Source organism: Mycobacterium heidelbergense (assembly GCF_050205645.1).
In the GTDB taxonomy this organism is placed as follows: Bacteria; Actinomycetota; Actinomycetes; order Mycobacteriales; family Mycobacteriaceae; genus Mycobacterium; species Mycobacterium heidelbergense_A.
Window position 1 is genome coordinate 1 of sequence record NZ_JBNMQT010000014.1, and the last position, 18,023, is coordinate 18,023.

Below are 18,023 nucleotides of genomic sequence, written 5' to 3' on the forward strand. Positions count from 1 at the left end.
CGGTGGGCGGTGGCGGCACCTCGGTGGGCGGCGGGGGAAGCGGCCTCGGCACCAGGGGGCTGACGACCGGCGGCACCGGCGCGACGCTGGGCGCCGGCGGTGCCTGCCGGTGTTCGATACCAGTCAGCGAGTAGGCCACGCCGCCGACCGCGGTCATGGCCACCAGGGCGGAGAGACCAATGATCAACTGGGACAGCCGGAATCGCCGCCAGGTTCGTTCTGGAGGCGGTTCGATGACGTTGAGACGCATCGACCAGCCGGACGGGCCATCCTCGTCGTAGGCGGCCGGCGTGTACGGCAACCGCACATCGCCGGGATATTCGGTTTGAGACCACGCCAATTCGCGATCCGTCATCGCGTCGTGATCGATCACGAGCACGTCGCCGGCCGCGAGTTCGGTGACGTCGCCCCCGGCAGCGGCGGTGACCAGGCCGATGGACGTGCGCGTGCGGAGTTCCCGTTCTTCACCACGGGAAGCCAGCATCAAAGCACCGGCGGCGGCCGCGACCGCCGGCTGCGACGGTGTGACGACCGGTCTGCGGGAATGCACCGAAAGGCGCTCGGTGACAAGCGGAATGCTGGCGCCGCCACCGACGGTGACCACCGCCGCGAGGTCCGTCCAGCTCTTGCCCTGCCGGGCCAGCATGTCGTCGAACGCATAGATGAAACCGCTCAGGCGATCCTGTATCAGGTCGCCCAACTCGTCGCGAGTGAGCCGCATGCTGCATCGCCGGCCACCGAGCTCGGCGGCGAATTCGGTCACCGTGTCGGTGGATAGCCGCTCCTTGGCCACGCGGCATTGCTCGCTGAGCAGGCCGAGCTGGCCGACGGCCGCGGTGCTGGCGGGGTCGATACCGCTGCCGTGCCCGAGTTCCTCGAAGACCCGAAGCAGCAGCGCTTGGTCGATCTCGTCGCCGGAGAACTCTTGGTAACGCAATGTGGGACTGACGGGTTCGAAATCGCCGGCGATGCTCACCAATGTCGCGGACGTGCCGGAGCCACCGAAATCGAGCAGCCCGACCACGCCGGTCGCCGCGAGGCACAGCTCGGCGTTCGCGGCCGTCAACGACGCGATCGTGTCCGAGACCAGCCGGGGCGCCATGCCGCTGCGGACGAAGCCCAGATGCGTTCGTAGCCCGTCGCGCAGCGCCTGCACCGTCGACGGCTTCCAGTACGCCGGAACGGCAATGGAGATCTCCGAGGAGGCCGCGTCCGCACCGGCGGCGAGCACCATCGCGTCCAGGGCCTCGACCAACAGCAGGTCCGGGTCGTGGGCGGACCCGTCGGTGGAGATGAGCGCCACGGAGTCACCGACGCGCTCCACGAAGCCGCGCATGAGCACGCCCGGTTCGCCCAAGGGCGGATTCTCATCGGGCAGGCCGATTTTCGGCGCGCAGTGCGGATACAGCGTGAGCACAGCGCGGTGCGAAACCGGTGGACTTCCGTTACTGGCGGCGACCAGGTTTGTGGTCCCGATCGACAACCCGAGCGGGTCGTACATAGATCGAAAACTTTCGTCTATAGGGGTCGGTGGCCAGCGTTAACCTTAGCCGTGGACACGCTCAAAGCAGATGGCTTGCAATGCCATTGGTATACGGTCGATGCGGTTGTGTCACCGAAGCGGTACCGAAAACCCCTTGACAAGGGGCGAGAAGTCAGACCACGGTCAGCGGCAGCGAACGCCTCGGCTCGAACTGGAATGACGATCCGCGACTGACCTTCGCCACCGATACCTCTGGCAGTTCGGCTGCGGGCGTGTCGGTTTCAACCAGTTCCGCGGTCCAGTCGGTCCGTGTGCCGCAAACCTCAACGGCGAGCCGCGGATTCACGGCTGTTGCGATCGCTTGTAGCGGCTGCACGGATTCGGGCGAGCACAGCGATATCCACGCGCTGTCGTCGTGCGCCGGCGAGGCATGCACGACCAGGCGGTTGGCCTCGGTCTCCGCCACGACATAGCCGGCGGGGTTCAGCAGCGGGTGCAGCTCGAGAACCCGCATCGCCCCGTCGACCCCGTCGGGTAACCCGAGCGCGCGATGAATCCGCTCCGCTGCCAGCCCGGCCAGGCCGATCAGGCCGCGAGTGCCGATGGAGACGGCTTCGGCGTCATCGGCGGCGCGTGCCCGCACCGCGACCGCGAATGACAGGTACAGCAGGTGCATCTGCAGGCAGATCTCGTCGGCCATCCGGACCAGTGCCGAGTGCGAGAACGCCGCGAAGTCGAAGTCGGAGAGCAGAGCACCGGAGTAGTCCGACTGACCCTCGTCGGATCGATCGATGGCGCCGAGTTCCCATGTCGCAGCGTGGGTTTGACGGACGATGTCCAACGCCGGAATGCTCTGTGCCTCGGGATAGGACTCGTCGATGATCACCGTCCACGCACAGTGCGGATGCCGATCCGCGGGAACCCGCGGCGGCCGGTGGATGGGGCGCATCTGCGCGCGCGGGTTGGTCGCCACCGCGGTGGCGTCGAACGTGGGGTCCTCGATGGTGTGGCACATCCCGAACACGTACTCCTCGCCCATCGGCTCGACGTCGAGCAGGGCGCCGCAGTGGTCGAGTTGAAACTCGCCGTGCCAGCGATCGTGGATGGTGTAGCGGAAATCCATGAATTGCGGCGGGGCGCCGATGTCGAGCTGCAGTCCCTTGAAAATGGTGGGCACGTCGTCGCCCTCGTAGTTCAGCGCCCGCTGCATGCGCTTGGTATAGATCGGGCTGGCGCCCGCCCACTCCTCGATGGCGATCTGCACCATCTCCTCGCGACCGAACGCATTGATGCACCAGGCCATCCCGGAACGGTCGATCATGTGCCCGATCAGAAGCAGCTCGGGAACCAGGACGGTCAGCTGCTCGCGCGACAACGGCGCGTATCGGGATCCGCTCACCGCCCAAAAATAGACTCGACTATGTTATAAAGTCAACAATGTCCATTGTCGCAGGCCAGACACCCGGGCGCCCGGTCGGTCCCACCCGGCGGACCACCGCGCCGCGCAAACGCGGCGACGATACCCGCGCGAAGATCATCGACGAGACGGTCCGCTGCATCGTGGAGGAGGGCTTCGCCGCCGCCACCGCCAAGCACGTGGCCGAACGCGCGGGCGTGACATGGGGGGTCATCCAGTACCACTTCGGCGACCGCCACGGCCTGTTGATGGCCGTGGTCGACGACGGAGTGGACAGACTGATCGAGAGCCTGTCGTCGGCGGACGTCAGCGAGCTGCCGCTGCGCGAGCGGATCGAAGTCGTCGTCGACACCGCGTGGAGCTGTTACAGCAGCCCGACTTCGATGGCGGCCTTCGAGATTCTGCGGGTCACCCGCGGCGGCCCGGGCGAATCCTCGCGACGCCATCTGCTCGAGATGAACTCCGCGATCGGCCAGCTCGGCCGGCTGATCACCGAGGATCCCGCGAATGCCGGTGTGGCCGAGGTGATCTGGGCCGCGCTGCGGGGTGTGGTGCTGGCGCAGATGATCACCGGGACGCCCATCGATTGGAGCCTGGAACGACGCGCCCTGATCGACATGGTCACCCGTGTGCTGCAATGACGGGAGCGGATATCACGACACATAAACCACGCACACGACACGCCGCACAACGTCAACGTGGTTTATATCTCGGTGAAGGGCCGCTACTGGGCGCGGGAGTCCTTTCGCCGTGTGCTGCAATGACGGGATGACCCCTCAAGACTTCGCGGACATCGAAGCCATCAAGCAAGTCAAATACCGCTACCTGCGCGCGCTGGACACCAAGCATTGGGACGACTTCGCCGACACGCTGGCCGAGGACATCACGGCCGACTACGGCCCGTCGATCGGCAACGAACTGCACTTCACCAACCGCGCCGACCTGGTCGAGTACATGCGGACGTCGCTGCCCCTCAACGTCATCACCGAGCACCGGGTGACCCATCCGGACATCACCGTGGACGGCGACACCGCAACGGGCAGCTGGTATCTGCAGGACCGGGTCATCGTCGCCGACCTCAACTTCATGCTGATCGGCGCCGCCTTCTACCGCGACACCTACCGGCGCACCGAGGACGGTTGGAAGATCAGCGGAACCGGTTACGACAGAACCTACGACGCGACAATGTCGTTGGCGGGCATGGACTTTAAGATCAAGCCCGGCCGCGCGCTGGCGACATAAAACCGACTATTTCGTAATCGCGATCACCGCGCCGGGCCGCAGCCATTTCATGATCGACACCAGCTGCGCGTCGTCGATCGCCACGCAGCCCTCGGTGGGGGCACCGTCGGTGGTGTGGAAGAAGAACGCCGCGCCGCCGCCGGGAACCTTATTCTTGTTGACGCCCATCACGACCGCGTGCTTGTACTGCGGGATTTCCAGGTTCTCGCTGTCCGCCGTGTTGAACGGGCACTGCGACTTCTGGCAGACCTGCATGCTGTTGAACGTGGGGCTGTGGTCGTCGCCGCTCCACCAATGATTCGGCCCGACCTGCGTGTACGGCAGACCGGTCCCGGGATTCGGCGCGGTGCCGAAGGCGGAGTCGAGGGTGTAGACGCCCATCGGGGTGGCCGGCACCCCGCTCTTGGCCTGCGGCGCCATGCCCGCCGAGCCGACGTGGGTGGGAATGCCGCTGCGCAGGTCCTGCCAGCCGGCGCCGGAGCGCTGCCAGATGTCCATATTCGCGTTCGAACCGCCGGTGCTGACCACCGAAACCACTTGTGTGGCATTGCCGACCGAGTTGGCAAACCAGGGGGTGGCCGCGCCGCTCACCGGCGCGAACAACACCGACGCACACATCACGCACGCCGCGGCGCACAGCAAAGCTAGCAGTCGGCGCATGGAGTCAATGGTCAGGTGGCGGCAACCCCAGGTCAAGTCAAGGTTTGGGCCCGGTTGTGTCACCGTGGCGTGACCAACCGACGCCGACCGTGGGGCCCCAGCGGCCAAGACGCCCCGGGCATACCGAGTCATACTGGCGTCATGGCGGTCTTTGTCCGGAGATTGTTCGGCATCGGCAAGCTACCCGACGACCTGCACGCCCAGGTCGAGGCGGAGGGCCTTCTCTATCTCGCCGACTACGTCGCGGTGACCCGGCGGTTCAGCGGCGTCATACCGGGCGCGCGGTTACCGCACAGCGTGGCCAGCTACTCGGGTTCGCTGGTGTTCACCTCGGAGCGCGTCCTGGCGACGTTGTCGATGCTGCCGAAGCTGGCCGGTCCGACCGTCGACGTGCGCTGGGACGCTCCGCAGACGGGTGCGGCGAAGGCCGAGATTTCGGCGACCGGCCTGGAGGTCAACCTCGACGTCGCCGAGGTCGACCCGAAGTTCAGCGGCGAACTCGAGCTGCACTACAAGGCGACCATCCCGGACGACGTGCTCGACATGTTGCCGCTGCGGTCGCTGGCCTTCGACGTGCCGGCCGAATACGTCATTCGGGCCGTCGGAGTCACCTATTCTCCGTGAGCGTGATCCGCGGCCAGGGCGGCTGCCGGAGCACCGCCAAGCTGGCGAGCACCGCCGCCAGCAGGCCGGTGAGCACTCCGATCAGCGCGACCCGGTTGGAATCCACGGCCGCCACCCAGCACGCCTCACCGCCGCGGATCACGAACACGCCGACCGGTTTGGCCACTGGGATCACGGTGGCGCCGTCGGCCGTCTGGTACGGCTGGCCGTAACCACCTGCGAGGCTGCCGTCGGTGGGCAGCTGCTCGAATGCGGGGAAATTACCGGAAAGCTTCACGCGACACTCCCTTCGTGACGGACCGCTCTGAAGCATTTTCCTCCGCGGCGATTCTTACGATGGCCGTGTGAGTGATCACGCATTCAATCCGCAGGAGCGCCGTGCCGTGTACCGGGTGATCTCCGAGCGCCGCGACATGCGCCGGTTCGTGCGGGGCGGCGTGGTGCCCCACGACGTGCTGGTGCGTTTGCTGCAGGCGGCGCACGCCGCGCCTAGTGTCGGCCTCATGCAGCCGTGGCGCTTCATCCGGATCACCGATGACCTGCTGCGGAGACGCATTCACGCACTTGTCGACGAGGAGCGCCCGCGCACCGCCGCGGCCCTGGGAGAGCGGGCCGAGGAGTTTCTGGCGCTCAAGGTCGAGGGCATCCTGGACTGCGCCGAGCTGTTCGTGGTCGCGCTGGGTGACGGCCGAAGCCGGCACGTCTTCGGCCGGCGGACGCTGCCGCAGATGGATCTCGCTTCGGTGTCCTGCGCGATCCAGAACCTGTGGCTGGCGGCCCGGTCGGAAGGCCTCGGCATGGGCTGGGTCTCCCTGTTCGAGCCGCGCCGGTTGGCGGACCTGCTGGGCATGCCCGACGACGCCGAACCGGTGGCCATCCTGTGCCTGGGCCCGGTGCCCGAATTTCCCGACCGGCCTGCGTTGGAACTGGACGGCTGGACCGTCGGGCGGCCGCTGTCGGAGTTCGTCTCCGAAAACCACTGGGGCCAGCCGGCGCGGGACAACGGCGCGGTGACGATGTGACGGAAATGACGGGCGAGAACGTCCTGATCGTGCATTGGCACGACCTCGGACGCCACCTCGGCGCCTACGGCAACCCGGATGTGTCCAGTCCGCGCCTGGACAAACTTGCCGCCGAGGGCATCCTGTTCACCCGCGCCCACGCCACCGCGCCGCTGTGCTCGCCGTCTCGCGGATCGCTGTTCACCGGGCGCTACCCGCAAAGCAACGGGCTCGTCGGCCTGGCCCACCACGGCTGGGAATACCGCAGCGGCGTCCGCACCCTTCCCCAGATATTGTCCGGATCGGGTTGGTACTCAGCGCTTTTCGGTATGCAGCATGAGACGTCGTATCCGAAACGCCTTGGCTTCGACGAATTCGACGTGTCGAACTCCTACTGCGAATATGTGGTGGACAGAGTCCGGGACTGGCTGCAGCAGGGCGCGCCGGTGCTGTCCGAGCAACCGTTCTTGTTGACGGCCGGGTTCTTCGAAACCCACCGGCCCTTCCCACGTGATCGCTATGAGCCGGCCGACCGCGCCGCCGTCGACCTGCCCGACTATCTGCCGGACACCCCGGAGGTGCGCCAGGATCTCGCGGATTTCTACGGATCCATCGCCACCGCGGACGCCGCGGTGGGCGAGCTCCTGGACACGCTGGCCGACACCGGGCTGGACGCCAACACCTGGGTGGTGTTCCTGACCGATCACGGCGCGGCGTTCCCGCGCGCCAAATCCACGCTGTACGACGCCGGAACCGGCATCGCCATGATGATCCGCCCGCCCACCAACCGGAACATCGCACCACGGGTCTACGACGAACTGTTCAGCGGCGTGGACCTGGTCCCCACCCTGCTGGACCTGCTGGGCCTCGACGTCCCGGCCGAAGTCGACGGCGTCTCGCACGCGCACGCCCTGCTCGCCCCGGACAACCACGCCGACCCGGTGCGCGACCACGTCTACACCATGAAGACCTATCACGACTCCTTCGACCCGATCCGCGCAATTCGCACAAAGGAATACAGCTATATCGAGAACTACGTGCCGCGGCCGGTGCTGGACCTGCCGTGGGACATCGAGGAAAGCCCGTCCGGCATCGCCGTCGCGCCCTTCGTCAAGGCGCCGCGCCCGCAACGCGAACTCTACGATCTGCGCGCGGACCCCACCGAGACGGTCAACCTGCTGACCGGCGGCGGCACCGGGATGGAGGTGATCGCCTCCGATCTGGCTGTGCGCCTGCATGATTGGCGCCAACGAACCGGGGACGTCATTCCGTCGGACTTCGCCGGCACCCGCATCGCGCAGCGCTATACCGAGACCTATCTGCGGATCCACCACAGGGCACCCACCAGCCGCTCGGCGATCGCCGTCGACCGCGGCGTGGAGGAAGAGGCAGCGCCGCCCGAGCAATAGTTGCGTTCAGCGTGAAGCTAATTCGCGACGATTCTGCCGCAATGAGTTGCGCGGTAGGCTAATCCGATGTCCGCGACGTCCTATCTGGTACTCGCCACACAGCGCAGCGGCAGCACACTGCTGGTGGAATCGCTGCGCGCGACCGGATGCGCCGGGGAACCGCAAGAGTTCTTCCAATACCTGCCCACCACCGGCATGGCGCCCCAGCCGCGGCAGTGGTTCGCCGACGTCGAGGACGAGTCGATCGTGCAGCTGCTCGAGCCCCTGGTTCCCGGCACCCCGGACCCCGCGACGCCGGAGGCGTGGCGCGAGCACATCCGCAGTTCCGGCCGTACGCCCAACGGCATTTGGGGCGGCAAGCTGATGTGGAACCAGACGCCGCTGTTGCTGGAGCGTGCGGCGAAACTCCCCGACCGCTCGGGTGACACCCTGGGCGCGGCGATCCGCGATGTGATCGGCAGCGAGCCGGTATACGTGCACATCTATCGACCCGACGTGGTGTCGCAGGCGGTGTCGTTCTGGCGCGCCGTGCAGACCCAGGTGTGGCGCGGCCGGCCGGACCCCGAGCGCGACTCGCGGGCCGCCTATCACGCGGGCGCGATCGCCCACATCGTCAGAAACCTGCGAGGCCAGGAAACCAGCTGGCGCGCTTGGTTCGACGAGGAAGCCATCGAACCGATCGACATCTCCTACCCGGTGCTGTGGCGCAACCTGACGTCGATCGTCGCCGAGATTCTCATCGCGCTGGGGCAGGATCCGAAGCTGGCTCCCCCGCCGATGCTGGAACGGCAGGCCAATCAGCGCTCCGACGAGTGGGTCGACCGTTACCGGGAAGAGGCGCCGTCGCTGGGCCTACCCACCTAGCGTTACGTGCCGCCGACCTGGGCGACGATGAACACCCGCCGGAACGGGAAGATCGTCGTTCCGTCGGACCGGGCCGGATACGCATCGTCGAGCAACGGGATGAGCTCCTGGCGGAATTCCTCCCAGCTCTCGTCGTCGAGGCGCTCGCGGACCGGGACCAGCGCGGTGCCGGTAATCCATTCCAGCACCGGGTGCTCACCGGTCAGCTGGTGCAGATACGTGGTCTCCCACACGTCCACCCGGCATCCGGCGTCCATCAGCAGATTGGCGTAATGAGTCGGCGACTGGACCACCGCCCCGACACGAAATGGTATGTCGCGCATGGTTTTTGCGTAGTGTTCGCGGCGAGCCACCGCCCGCACCGCGGCATGCGACGGCGTGTCGAAGTTGGCCGGGATCTGGGCGCCTATCCATGATCCGGGCGCCAGTTCACCGGTCCAGCGCAACAGCAGGTCGGCGTGTTCGGGCACCCAGTGCAGCGCCGCGTTGCTGATCACCACGTCGGTGTCGGGCTTGGGCTTCCAGTCCCGCAAGTCACCGGTGGTGGCATCGATGCCGCGCTCCCGGGCGGCTGCGACCATCTCCGGTGAGCTGTCCATGGCCTCTATCACCGCGCCGGGCCAGCGCTTGGACAGGTACTTGGTCAGGTGGCCGGGGCCGCAACCGAGGTCGACGACGCGACGTGCGCGCTCGGCACCTACCCGCGAAAGCAAGTCGTAGAACGGGCGGCTGCGATGGTCGGCAAATGCCAGGTAGACGTCGGGATCCCACATGGCGGTCCTCCTGATCGATACCGTCGCTAGTCCGCTGATAGACAAAACCGTATTACCGCATGGCCTCCAGGCGCCGCCCGAGTGGGCCCGCATTCCACAGAGCCGATCCGAAACCGGCCAACCGCTCCGGCCCGGCGGGCTAGCATCGGCGTTCGTGACGTTCGATCCCACGCCAATTCCGCTTCCCGACGCCCCAGGCGCCGACGTCCCGCCCGGCGCCGAGGGATTGCCGCCGCGCTCCGCGTTGTCGTCCCGCGATCGGATGGTCGTCGAGGCCTCCGCTGTCGGGGATCTCGCGCTGCGCACCTGGGTCTCGTCGGTGCTGGCGACCACGGTTGCACCGGTGGTTCTCGCCACCTCGGTGCGCCAGGCCGGGTCCGCCACCGAACGCGACAACCTGAAGTTCTACGCCGAGCTGGCGGCCGAGCACGATCCGGCGACGTCGTTTCCGGCGCCCACCGAACTGCCGCGGGTGTCGTCGCGGCCGGCGGGTCGGCTCGCGGAGTGGATTGCCCGCGGCACCGTGGACAACATTGCGTTCCCCAGCAGCTTCACGGCGATCAATCCCGCCATGCGCGGGCAATGGAGTGCGTGGGGGTCGAACAACATCGTGCGCGCGCAGCACTGGCGCCACGACGACGGACCACGCCCCACGCTGTGCGTCATCCACGGTTTCATGGGATCGTCGTATCTGGCCAACGGCCGATTCTTCTCCCTCCCTTGGTATTACCGGTCCGGCTACGACGTCCTGATGTACACGCTGCCGTTTCACGGCCGACGGGCCGAAAGGTTCTCTCCGTTCAGCGGATTCGGCTATTTCGCCGGCGGACTCGGCGGCTTCGCGGAGGCGATGGCCCAGGCCGTGCACGACTTCCGTTCCATCGTGGACTACTTGCGCCACACCGGCGTCGAGCGCATCGCGCTGACCGGAATCTCGCTGGGCGGCTACACGTCCGCGCTCGTGGCCTCGGTTGACGACCGGCTCGAGGCCGTGATTCCCAACTGCCCCGTCGTCACTCCCGCGACGATGTTCGACGAATGGTTCCCCGCCAACAAACTTGTCGGGCTCGGCTTGCGGCTGTCCAAGATCAGCCGCGAGGAGTTAGACGCCGGGCTTTCCTATCACTGCCCGCTGAACTACCGGCCGCTGGTCGACCGTCGGATGATCATCACCGGTCTGGGTGACCGGATGGCCCCGCCGGACCAGGCTGTGATGCTGTGGCGGCATTGGGATCACTGTGCGTTGCACTGGTTTCCGGGCAGCCACGTGCTGCACATCAGTCAGCTCGACTATCTGCGCCGGATGACCAGCTTCCTGCACGGGTTCATGTTCGACTGACGGCCTCTGTCCGCGGTTCCCGGTGCTTCCCGGCCGCGGCGCTGGGCCAGCGCAGCCGCGTCAGCAGGTCGGCGGGTGCATCCGTGTGCCCGTCGAGGCGTTGCGTGGACAACAGATCCAGCACCGCCAGAGCGGGCCGGTGGTTTCCGCGTTGCGGCGTCAATCCGTCCAGCGGCGCGCCGCTTTTCGGCGGCGCCTCGGTGAGGAATGCGCATGCGGCCGCGATCGTGGTGCGATTTCCCGGCGCGGAGCGGGCGATCTCCAGCGCCGTGCACGTCTCGCGCGCCGGATAGGACCGGATCGCGTCCAACGTGTCCGCTAACCCGTCGTCGACGCTGACTTGGTATGCCGCAATGTAATCCGAGGCGCCGCGCTGCACACCGCGCCACGTCTCCCGGACATTCGGGGTGAGCAGCCGCGGCACGTCGTCGGGCCCGACAGTGCCGGCCTCCCAGCCGAGCTCACGCAGGTGATCGGCGAGCCGGCGCACCGCGACCTCGGCAGTCTCCTGCAACGGGATCCGCGCCGAGCGCGCCCGCAGCGCCGTCAGGTTGTCGGCGGCCGATACCGTGAGCCCGATCCAGGTCTCCCGGCGCGACGCGTCGGATTCGTTGCCGCGGCTGGTGATTCGGATCTTGTCGGCACGAATGCCGTAGCGGTCCAGGTAGCCGGCGATCACCGGCAGTGGCAGGGCATCCGAATCGCCGACCGGGGCCCCGATGCGCAGCAGCGCAGTGGTTTTGGTGGCGGGGCCGGACCGCGGCACGAACCCGCCTCGGCGCGCGATGATCGCCAGCCGGCGGCCCACAATGGTGGTGAAGTACAGTCCACGCGACCAGCCGAATAGCACGATCACGGCGAGGACGGCGATACCGAGCAGCCAGTAGTCGCGGGTGGACTGCCAGGGGTAGGCCAGCGCCGCGGGCACGACGGCCAACGCCGCCAAGGTGATTCGGCCGCTTCCTGGAGTCGGTAGCGCACTCACGGGGTGGTCTCCTTTCGTCGGACGATCGCGGCGATGCCGGCCACGGCCGCGACAAGCAAAGCCAGCGCGGCGGTCCCGACGAACGCGACGGTCCGTGGTGTGTTGTCTCTCGGCGCGGGCGCCGGCGGTACGGCCACGGGCTTCGCCGCCGCCGCGCCGGGCCCATTGCCGGCGGGCAGCTCCCAGGTCAGGGCCGCCACCGCATCGACGCTGCCGGCGCCGACGACGTTGGATGGCGCGCGGGCACCGTTATGCGCCGTCGCGGTGATGCGGCGGATCGCTTGGGACGCCGTCAGATCCGGGTACTTGCTGCGGACCAGCGCCGCGACACCCGCCACATAAGCGGCCGCATAGCTGGTGCCGCTCAGCGCGATCTGCTGCTGGTGGTCGTCGGGCAGGCCGTTGGCGAGGCCGCCGCCGTCCCGGTTGCTCACCGACGCAATGTTTTCGCCCGGTGCCGCGATACCCACCCACGGTCCGGCCATGGTGAATTTCGACGCCTGGCCATCCGGTGTCAGCGACGCCGCCGACAGCACATACGGCTGCCACCACGACGGGATGGAAACCGACGCGACGCCGGCCCAGTTCCGCGGATCACCCGGACGCCCCAGGTCGGTGAGCGGGTTCGATTCGCAGGACGTTCCGCCGCCCACCGATCCGGTCGCCCCGGTATTGCCCGCGGCGGCCACGATCACCGCGTCTTTGTCCACGGCCGCATAGCGGATCGCCGCACCCAGCGCGGCCTGGTCGACGGGCCGGTCGACCGGCAGGCAGGTCACGGTCGAGATGTTGATCACCTTCGCGCCCAGGTCGGCCGCATGGACGATCGCGCGGGCCAGCGTCGCGACGTCGAAGGAGGCGCGCGCCAGCATCGGATCCCCGCCCGGCGTCCTCGGTGAGAACTTGGCCGACATCGCCCGCAGCGACACCACCCGCGCCGCGGGGGCGACCCCGGAAAAGCCATCTTCGGCGGCGGGCTGGCCGGCGATGATTCCGGCGACCAGGGTGCCGTGCCCGTCGCAATCGGTCAGGCCGTCGGTCGTCTCCACATAGTCACCGCCGGGTTCGACGTTGGGCAGCCGCGGGCCGCGGTGCACCCCGGTGTCGATGACCGCGACCAGCTGGCCCTCGCCGCGGGAAAACTGCCAGGCCCCAGGCAGATTCAGCATGGCCTGGCTGCGCGTCACCACACCGGGGTCGGTGCCGGGGATGACACCGGAGGTACTGCAGGGACCGCGCTGCTCCATCGGCTCCCCGGGTCCCGGGGTGCCGCCGGGCGGTGGCACGCCGGGGTCGACCGCCGGCGGGCTCACCGCGAACGCCGGCGGAGCGGCCCACACCGCGACGGCCAGAGCCGCCGTGGCGCAGGCTAATCCGGTTCGAATCATCGATTGAGCACCCAGCCGAACAACCCCACCAGGTACGCCATGACCGGGATCAGCGAGCCATCGAGACCCGCCGCGACGAAGCCCAGCAGCCGGCGCGCCGGCAGCGAATAGCTTTCCGGCGAGGCGATTCCCGGGTTCAGAGCGACCACCACCCACACGAGCATCAGCACGGTCAGCACGAGCACCGCGCCCAGCGCGGCGCCGTAGCGTCCCGTTGCCGCATAGAGCACGACGAGGACGCCAGCAGCCAGGTACGGCTGAGCGAGCAGCCAGGCCTTGCACGCGGCCGAATCCCACACTCGGGCACGCAGGATGGATGCGGCCGCCGTCGCGGCCACCACGTACCAGCCCACGCCGCTCAATGACTCCGGGCGCAGGGCGATCGCCACCGATCCCAGGACGCTGAGCAGCACCGCGGCGGCGATGAAGCCGCTCTGATGGGCGTCGCTGATGCGGACGCGGCGCGGGAAGTCTTCGAGCACCCGCAGCGACGGTGCCGACGGGGTTGGGTCGCCGGGCGCCGGGATGACCGGCAGCGGGAAGCGCGCCCACACCGCGGACAGCTGAGCCGCCTTGATAGTGACCAGTAGTGCCGCCACGATTAGGCCGCAGCCGATGGTCAATATCGGTAGGCGCCAAATCAATTCGGCACCGGACGCGAGCAGCACCCCGGCGCCGACCACCGCGGCCGCGGTGAAGAAGCCGACGATCCGCTCGCGCTCGGCGCTGGGAACCATCAGGGCGATCAGGGACCAGGCCGTCACGCCGGCCGCGACCAGCATCAGCTGTGCGGCTCCGAATTTACCGTGCACCGCTAACGCCAGCGCGGCGCCGATCGGCGCCAGCGCCGTGATCGACAGCGCCGTCCCCGCCCCGCGGGGCCTGACCAGCAACCCGGCCAGCGCCGTGAGGGCCGCGATCACACCGACCGCGATCAGCCCGCCCAGCGCGCCGGTCGCCACTCGGTAAGCGACTCCCAGTCCGGTCGCAAGCAAGACCACGGTGATCACCGCGGCCAGCGCGCCGCGCTGGATGTGCGCTGTGCCCCAAGGCTTTAGCCGCGAGGCCGAGAAGATCATGGCGGCGTCGGCGATATCCTCGACGATCCCCGGCGCGGCCGGACCGACGGGCACCGGCTGCAACGCCAGCAGATCCCCGTCGACGACCCCGACGGTGTCGAGGCTGGCATCCAGGCTGAACGGCGCCCCACCCACGGGGGCGAGGCTCAGCTGGGAACCGGCCTGGATGTCGCCGGCGTCATCGGAGTCATCGGTCGCCGCGGGAACCACCAAACGCTGTACGGCGGGCAGGATTTCGCGCAGCGGCAGCTCCGCGGGCAGCGCCACCTCCGTCAACCTACTGTCCGCGAGGATGGCCACGCGGACGATAGGCATGACGGTGCCGGACGTCACTGGACCCTCGAATACTGAGGCCGTTCCTGGGACATCGTGCTCTCTTTCTATCTAGTTGCTGCTATGAGTATTGGGCGGAAAAGTCTCGGGACAGCCGCTGGCCGGGGAACCATTGGCCGTCGGGCAGCTGGGCGATCAGCTGTTCGACCGCGCAGGCGATGGCAAAGGGTGTCCCCGGGCTGAATGTCGAAACCCACTCGTCGTCGAACGCGCGCGACGGGCTGACCAGCACCCGGCCCTCGGCGGTGTCGACGATGCTCATTCCGACGTCGGTGGTGGCGTGCTGCCCGTCGCGGCGGCAGCCGGCGACGATCTCGACGTAGCTGCGCGGACCTGAGAACACCGACTCCACCATGCGTCGTGCCGATCCCGGGATGCCAAGGTAGTCAAGGACTTCGGCCAGCGGCGCGCCGGACCGCAGCCGCTCGTCGGCCCTGGCTCCGACGCGGGCGGGCATGCTGAACTCCTCGAATCGGGCCGGCGGCTTCTGCGCCAGCCCGACACCGAGGACCGGGACCAGCGCCCGGGGGTCGTCGATATCCATTGCGGTAAACGTGATCAACTGCGCGCTGCGCAGCGCGACGATGGTTTTCGTGGGCGTGGCGCCGGCGCGCTGCGCGACGATGCCGCGCAGCAGCTCGCCGGTGCCGGTGGCCGCGCCTGGGCCGATGTAGCGCAGGTCCAGCCACCGGTCCGGGAAGCACACCGCCCTGATCCAGTCCGCCACCGCCGGGTTGACGATGCCGGTCTTGGAGCCGTCATCGGTCACCAGACCCATGCGGGTCAGGTCGGACCTCTGACGTTCGAGGAACGCGTCGCGTTGCGCGGCATCACGATACGGCGCGGTGATCGCCAGCACCCACGGGAAGCTCCCCGCCCCAATGCTTTCCGCGATGAACCACGCGTGATCGACCGTCAACTCGACGGCGTTGGGTTCGACGCTCATCTAGTCGGAACTAACCGCCCCATTTGGCGGCCTCGGCGGTGTCGCGAGCCAGCATCGACATGGTGTTGGATTCGTGCGTGGTGGACATCGCCTGGTAGGCGCGCACGAGGTCTTCCATGGCCTGGTTCCACTGCGCCTGCCAAGCCTGGTAGGTCAGCCCGGTGTCGCCCTGCCACGCATTCTGCAGCGCGGCCTGTTCCGTGGCGATATCGGCGCCCAGCCCCTGCAACGTGCCGGCGTAGCCCGACATGTCCCCGGCGTGGGCAAGCATCGCCGGGTAGTTGTACATAATCTGCGACATCACAAGTCCTTTCGCGTAGGTCGGTGGGATCAGAACCCGGTGTAGCTCGAGGCTGCCGCGGCGTCGGTGGCCACATAGGTGCCCGCGGCGTCGCCGAGGTTGGCCTGGGCGATGTCCAGCAAAGTGTTGACGCGCGCCGCTACCTCGACGAAGCGGGCGTGGGCGGCCTGGAACGCGGCCGAGGCCTCACCCTGGTGGAACGCCTGCGCCGACAGCGCCTCCTGCTCGGCCTGGCCGATCGTGCTGCGCATCAACGCCGTCTTGGCGCCGAACGCCGATTGCGCGGCCACCAGCTGTGGAATATGAGCGTCCAGAAGACTCATAATGATTTCTCTCCCTTCGGATTTCGGTTACTGACTCCTGCTAGCCGTCTCGTGAACTATGTCGGCCCCCTTCCCCATCGGGTTCGCTCGGGTCGTCGTGTTCCCAGGTTCCCGGCACCATCGGCATCCGCGGGCCGCCGCCGAACTCGTCGCCGGCCAGCTTGGTCAGCCCGGCCGCCCGCAGCCCGTCGTCCTTGTGCGCCGTCCCCGCAAAACCCAACCGTCCGGCGCCGTTCCCGGAGGCGATTGCGGCGGCGAGCTGCTCCTCTGGGTACTCGGGAGGGACGCCGATGTCTGAGTCCATGTCCGCATATTCGTCGCCGTACTCGCGCATTGCGGCCCGCCGGCGCCGCCGCGCCCGTGCTTCGGCGCGACTGGGCAGCGCCGCGGCCGCCGCCGGAACGGTCGCCGCCGGCGCCTTGACGCCACCGCGGCCACCCACCGTCGGGCCGAGCCCGGTTTCGGGGTCACCGCCGCCGCCCACGATGTAGGCGAAGCTTCCGGTCGCCGCTACCGGTGCCGGCGTGGTAGCCGCGGCGGAACTCGCGGCGGCCGTGGATGCCGGCGCCCCGGCGGGACTCGCGATCGGCGACGCCATACCCGCCGCCGGCAACACCGAAGAACCCTTGGGCGCCACAACTGCGGGCGCACCACCGACGCCCGCCGCGACCGGCGCGAGCTGGGGACCCATCAACAGGAAATAGCCGATGCCGATCGCCAGCGGCAGCACGAAAGGTGCGCTCAGGATCATGGCCCACGTGGGCCAACCGAGCAGGTTGGTGATCACCTCGTAGGCGACGAAGAAGAGGAACGGGAAGCCGCCCAGCGCCCCCGCCGGATTGGTCAGGAAATTCTGCAGGAGGTTGATGAAATCCTGGACGACATCTTGGAGGAATTTGAACAGCTGCCGCAGCAGGTTCGACAGCCAGGAAAACGGGCCGTCCTGCGCGGCGGTGACCGCGGCGTTGTCGGCTTCACCGGCACCGGGATTCACCACGTTCGGCGCGGGTGCGGTTCTCGGCGCCGACGCCAGCGCCAGTCCCGAGGCGGCCTGATAGGTGCTCATCACGCTTGCGGCCTGGACCCACATCCGGACATAGTCCGCCTCGTTGAGGGCGATCGGAATCGTGTTGATCCCAAAGAAATTCGTCGCCACCAACACGCCGTGAATGATGTGGTTGGCGGCCAGCTCCGCCAGCGTGGGCATGGCCGCCAGGGCGGCGACGTACGAGGCCGCCGCGACCTCGTGCTGCGCGGCGGCGCCCGCGCTGTCGACGCTGGCCTGCTCCAGCCACGTCAGATACGGCACGTGTGCGGACACGTACCGCTCCGCACTCGGGCCCTGCCATAACGCCTGCACCGCTCCCACCAGCCCACCGAGTTCGGCTGCGGCCGAAGAGTATTCGGCGCTGAGCGCGGTCCACGCGCCGGCGGCCGCCAGCAGCGGCCCCGGTCCAGGACCGGCGCTCAGCAACGCCGAATGTACTTCCGGCGGCGAAGCCATCCAGATGGGCGAGGTCATTGTCAGCCGCCCGTAACCCCGTACGTAGCGGCCGCGGCGGCGTCGCCCGCGAGATAGCTCGCCCCGGCTTGGCCGACGCCGACGCCGGCGCGGCCCAGCTCCTCGACGCCTTGGGCGGCGACGGCCTCGTGTTCCTGGCCCTGGGCGCTGAACCCGGCGGCCGTCTGCAGGGACACCGGGTCCGCCGCCGGCGGCACCACCGCGGTAATCGCCGGCGCCGCCGCGGCGTGGGCTGCTGCCAGCCGCGCGGTCAGCGCTTCCACCGCCGCGCTCGCCGCCGCGAGCCCCTCAGGAACCACTTGCAACGTCATGGCTACTCCTGTCCTCTCGTTTC

General features: G+C 68.3%; 20 protein-coding genes. 7 read left to right on the plus strand and 13 right to left on the minus strand.

Annotated features, from left to right (window positions below):
• Both ACQI5H_RS16700 and ACQI5H_RS16705 read right to left on the minus strand, forming a co-directional pair.
• Window positions 1–1,501 (minus strand): Hsp70 family protein (locus ACQI5H_RS16700; protein ID WP_427080449.1); only part of this gene is annotated, 1,501 nt, incomplete at its 3' end.
• A 154-nt stretch (window positions 1,502–1,655) separates the two neighbouring features.
• A complete protein-coding gene (locus ACQI5H_RS16705) occupies window positions 1,656–2,882 on the minus strand; it encodes a hypothetical protein (RefSeq protein WP_427080450.1) in 1,227 nt (408 codons plus the stop codon).
• Between the two features lie 38 nt (window positions 2,883–2,920).
• On the opposite strand from ACQI5H_RS16705, the gene ACQI5H_RS16710 reads away from it, so the two are divergent.
• Both ACQI5H_RS16710 and ACQI5H_RS16715 read left to right on the plus strand, forming a co-directional pair.
• Window positions 2,921–3,541, plus strand: a complete 621-nt coding sequence (locus ACQI5H_RS16710) for a TetR/AcrR family transcriptional regulator (protein WP_427080451.1) — start codon at window positions 2,921–2,923, stop codon at window positions 3,539–3,541.
• A gap of 109 nt (window positions 3,542–3,650) precedes the next feature.
• Window positions 3,651–4,142, plus strand: a complete 492-nt coding sequence (locus ACQI5H_RS16715; protein ID WP_427080452.1) for a nuclear transport factor 2 family protein — start codon at window positions 3,651–3,653, stop codon at window positions 4,140–4,142.
• Window positions 4,143–4,148: 6 nt separating this feature from the next.
• On the opposite strand, the gene ACQI5H_RS16720 is transcribed toward ACQI5H_RS16715, so the two are convergent.
• Window positions 4,149–4,802 (minus strand): L,D-transpeptidase family protein, encoded by a 654-nt coding sequence (locus ACQI5H_RS16720; protein ID WP_427080453.1) that lies wholly within the window; start codon window positions 4,800–4,802, stop codon window positions 4,149–4,151.
• A gap of 141 nt (window positions 4,803–4,943) precedes the next feature.
• Between ACQI5H_RS16720 and ACQI5H_RS16725 the strand changes: the two genes are divergently transcribed.
• Window positions 4,944–5,426, plus strand: a complete 483-nt coding sequence (locus tag ACQI5H_RS16725) for a hypothetical protein (protein ID WP_427080454.1) — start codon at window positions 4,944–4,946, stop codon at window positions 5,424–5,426.
• On the opposite strand, the gene ACQI5H_RS16730 is transcribed toward ACQI5H_RS16725, so the two are convergent.
• A complete protein-coding gene (locus tag ACQI5H_RS16730; RefSeq protein WP_427080455.1) occupies window positions 5,410–5,703 on the minus strand; it encodes a hypothetical protein in 294 nt (97 codons plus the stop codon). The two genes, ACQI5H_RS16725 and ACQI5H_RS16730, sit on opposite strands and share 17 nt — an antisense overlap.
• A 67-nt stretch (window positions 5,704–5,770) precedes the next feature.
• Here ACQI5H_RS16730 and bluB point away from each other — a divergent pair, with 67 nt between their 5' ends.
• From bluB to stf0, 3 genes are all read left to right on the plus strand, one after another.
• Window positions 5,771–6,448 carry a 5,6-dimethylbenzimidazole synthase gene (bluB, locus tag ACQI5H_RS16735; RefSeq protein ID WP_427080456.1) on the plus strand — a complete coding sequence of 226 codons (678 nt, stop codon included), beginning with the start codon at window positions 5,771–5,773 and terminating at the stop codon, window positions 6,446–6,448.
• A gap of 5 nt (window positions 6,449–6,453) precedes the next feature.
• Entirely contained in the window at window positions 6,454–7,836 is a 1,383-nt protein-coding gene (locus ACQI5H_RS16740; protein ID WP_427080547.1) for a sulfatase family protein, read from the plus strand.
• 66 nt (window positions 7,837–7,902) lie between these two features.
• Window positions 7,903–8,700 (plus strand): trehalose 2-sulfotransferase, encoded by a 798-nt coding sequence (gene stf0, locus ACQI5H_RS16745; RefSeq protein ID WP_427080457.1) that lies wholly within the window; start codon window positions 7,903–7,905, stop codon window positions 8,698–8,700.
• 2 nt (window positions 8,701–8,702) lie between these two features.
• On the opposite strand, the gene ACQI5H_RS16750 is transcribed toward stf0, so the two are convergent.
• Window positions 8,703–9,473 (minus strand): trans-aconitate 2-methyltransferase, encoded by a 771-nt coding sequence (locus ACQI5H_RS16750; RefSeq protein WP_427080458.1) that lies wholly within the window; start codon window positions 9,471–9,473, stop codon window positions 8,703–8,705.
• A gap of 154 nt (window positions 9,474–9,627) precedes the next feature.
• On the opposite strand from ACQI5H_RS16750, the gene ACQI5H_RS16755 reads away from it, so the two are divergent.
• Entirely contained in the window at window positions 9,628–10,812 is a 1,185-nt protein-coding gene (locus ACQI5H_RS16755) for an alpha/beta hydrolase family protein (protein WP_427080459.1), read from the plus strand.
• Here the strand turns inward: ACQI5H_RS16755 and eccE are convergent.
• The 8 genes from eccE to ACQI5H_RS16795 all read right to left on the minus strand — a co-directional run bounded on the left by eccE (window position 10,799) and on the right by ACQI5H_RS16795 (window position 18,000).
• Window positions 10,799–11,797: a type VII secretion protein EccE gene (gene eccE, locus ACQI5H_RS16760; RefSeq protein WP_427080460.1), complete on the minus strand. Its 999-nt coding sequence runs from the start codon at window positions 11,795–11,797 to the stop codon at window positions 10,799–10,801. The genes ACQI5H_RS16755 and eccE overlap by 14 nt on opposite strands.
• The gene (gene mycP / locus ACQI5H_RS16765) at window positions 11,794–13,185 is read right to left on the minus strand and encodes a type VII secretion-associated serine protease mycosin (protein ID WP_427080461.1); all 1,392 of its coding nucleotides are present in this window, start codon (window positions 13,183–13,185) and stop codon (window positions 11,794–11,796) included. The genes eccE and mycP overlap by 4 nt, the downstream gene beginning before the upstream one ends.
• Window positions 13,182–14,579 carry a type VII secretion integral membrane protein EccD gene (eccD, locus tag ACQI5H_RS16770; RefSeq protein WP_427080462.1) on the minus strand — a complete coding sequence of 466 codons (1,398 nt, stop codon included), beginning with the start codon at window positions 14,577–14,579 and terminating at the stop codon, window positions 13,182–13,184. The genes mycP and eccD overlap by 4 nt, the downstream gene beginning before the upstream one ends.
• 79 nt (window positions 14,580–14,658) lie before the next feature.
• Window positions 14,659–15,543 (minus strand): ESX secretion-associated protein EspG, encoded by an 885-nt coding sequence (locus ACQI5H_RS16775; RefSeq protein ID WP_427080463.1) that lies wholly within the window; start codon window positions 15,541–15,543, stop codon window positions 14,659–14,661.
• Window positions 15,544–15,553: 10 nt separating this feature from the next.
• Entirely contained in the window at window positions 15,554–15,844 is a 291-nt protein-coding gene (locus tag ACQI5H_RS16780) for a WXG100 family type VII secretion target (protein ID WP_427080464.1), read from the minus strand.
• 29 nt (window positions 15,845–15,873) lie between these two features.
• Window positions 15,874–16,167, minus strand: a complete 294-nt coding sequence (locus tag ACQI5H_RS16785) for a WXG100 family type VII secretion target (protein ID WP_076058335.1) — start codon at window positions 16,165–16,167, stop codon at window positions 15,874–15,876.
• Window positions 16,168–16,207: 40 nt separating this feature from the next.
• On the minus strand, window positions 16,208–17,689 hold the full coding sequence (locus ACQI5H_RS16790; RefSeq protein ID WP_427080465.1) for a PPE family protein: 1,482 nt from the start codon (window positions 17,687–17,689) through the stop codon (window positions 16,208–16,210).
• A 2-nt stretch (window positions 17,690–17,691) separates the two neighbouring features.
• Complete coding sequence (locus ACQI5H_RS16795) at window positions 17,692–18,000, minus strand: PE family protein (protein WP_076058332.1); 309 nt, start codon at window positions 17,998–18,000, stop codon at window positions 17,692–17,694.
• Between the last annotated feature and the right edge of the window lie 23 nt (window positions 18,001–18,023).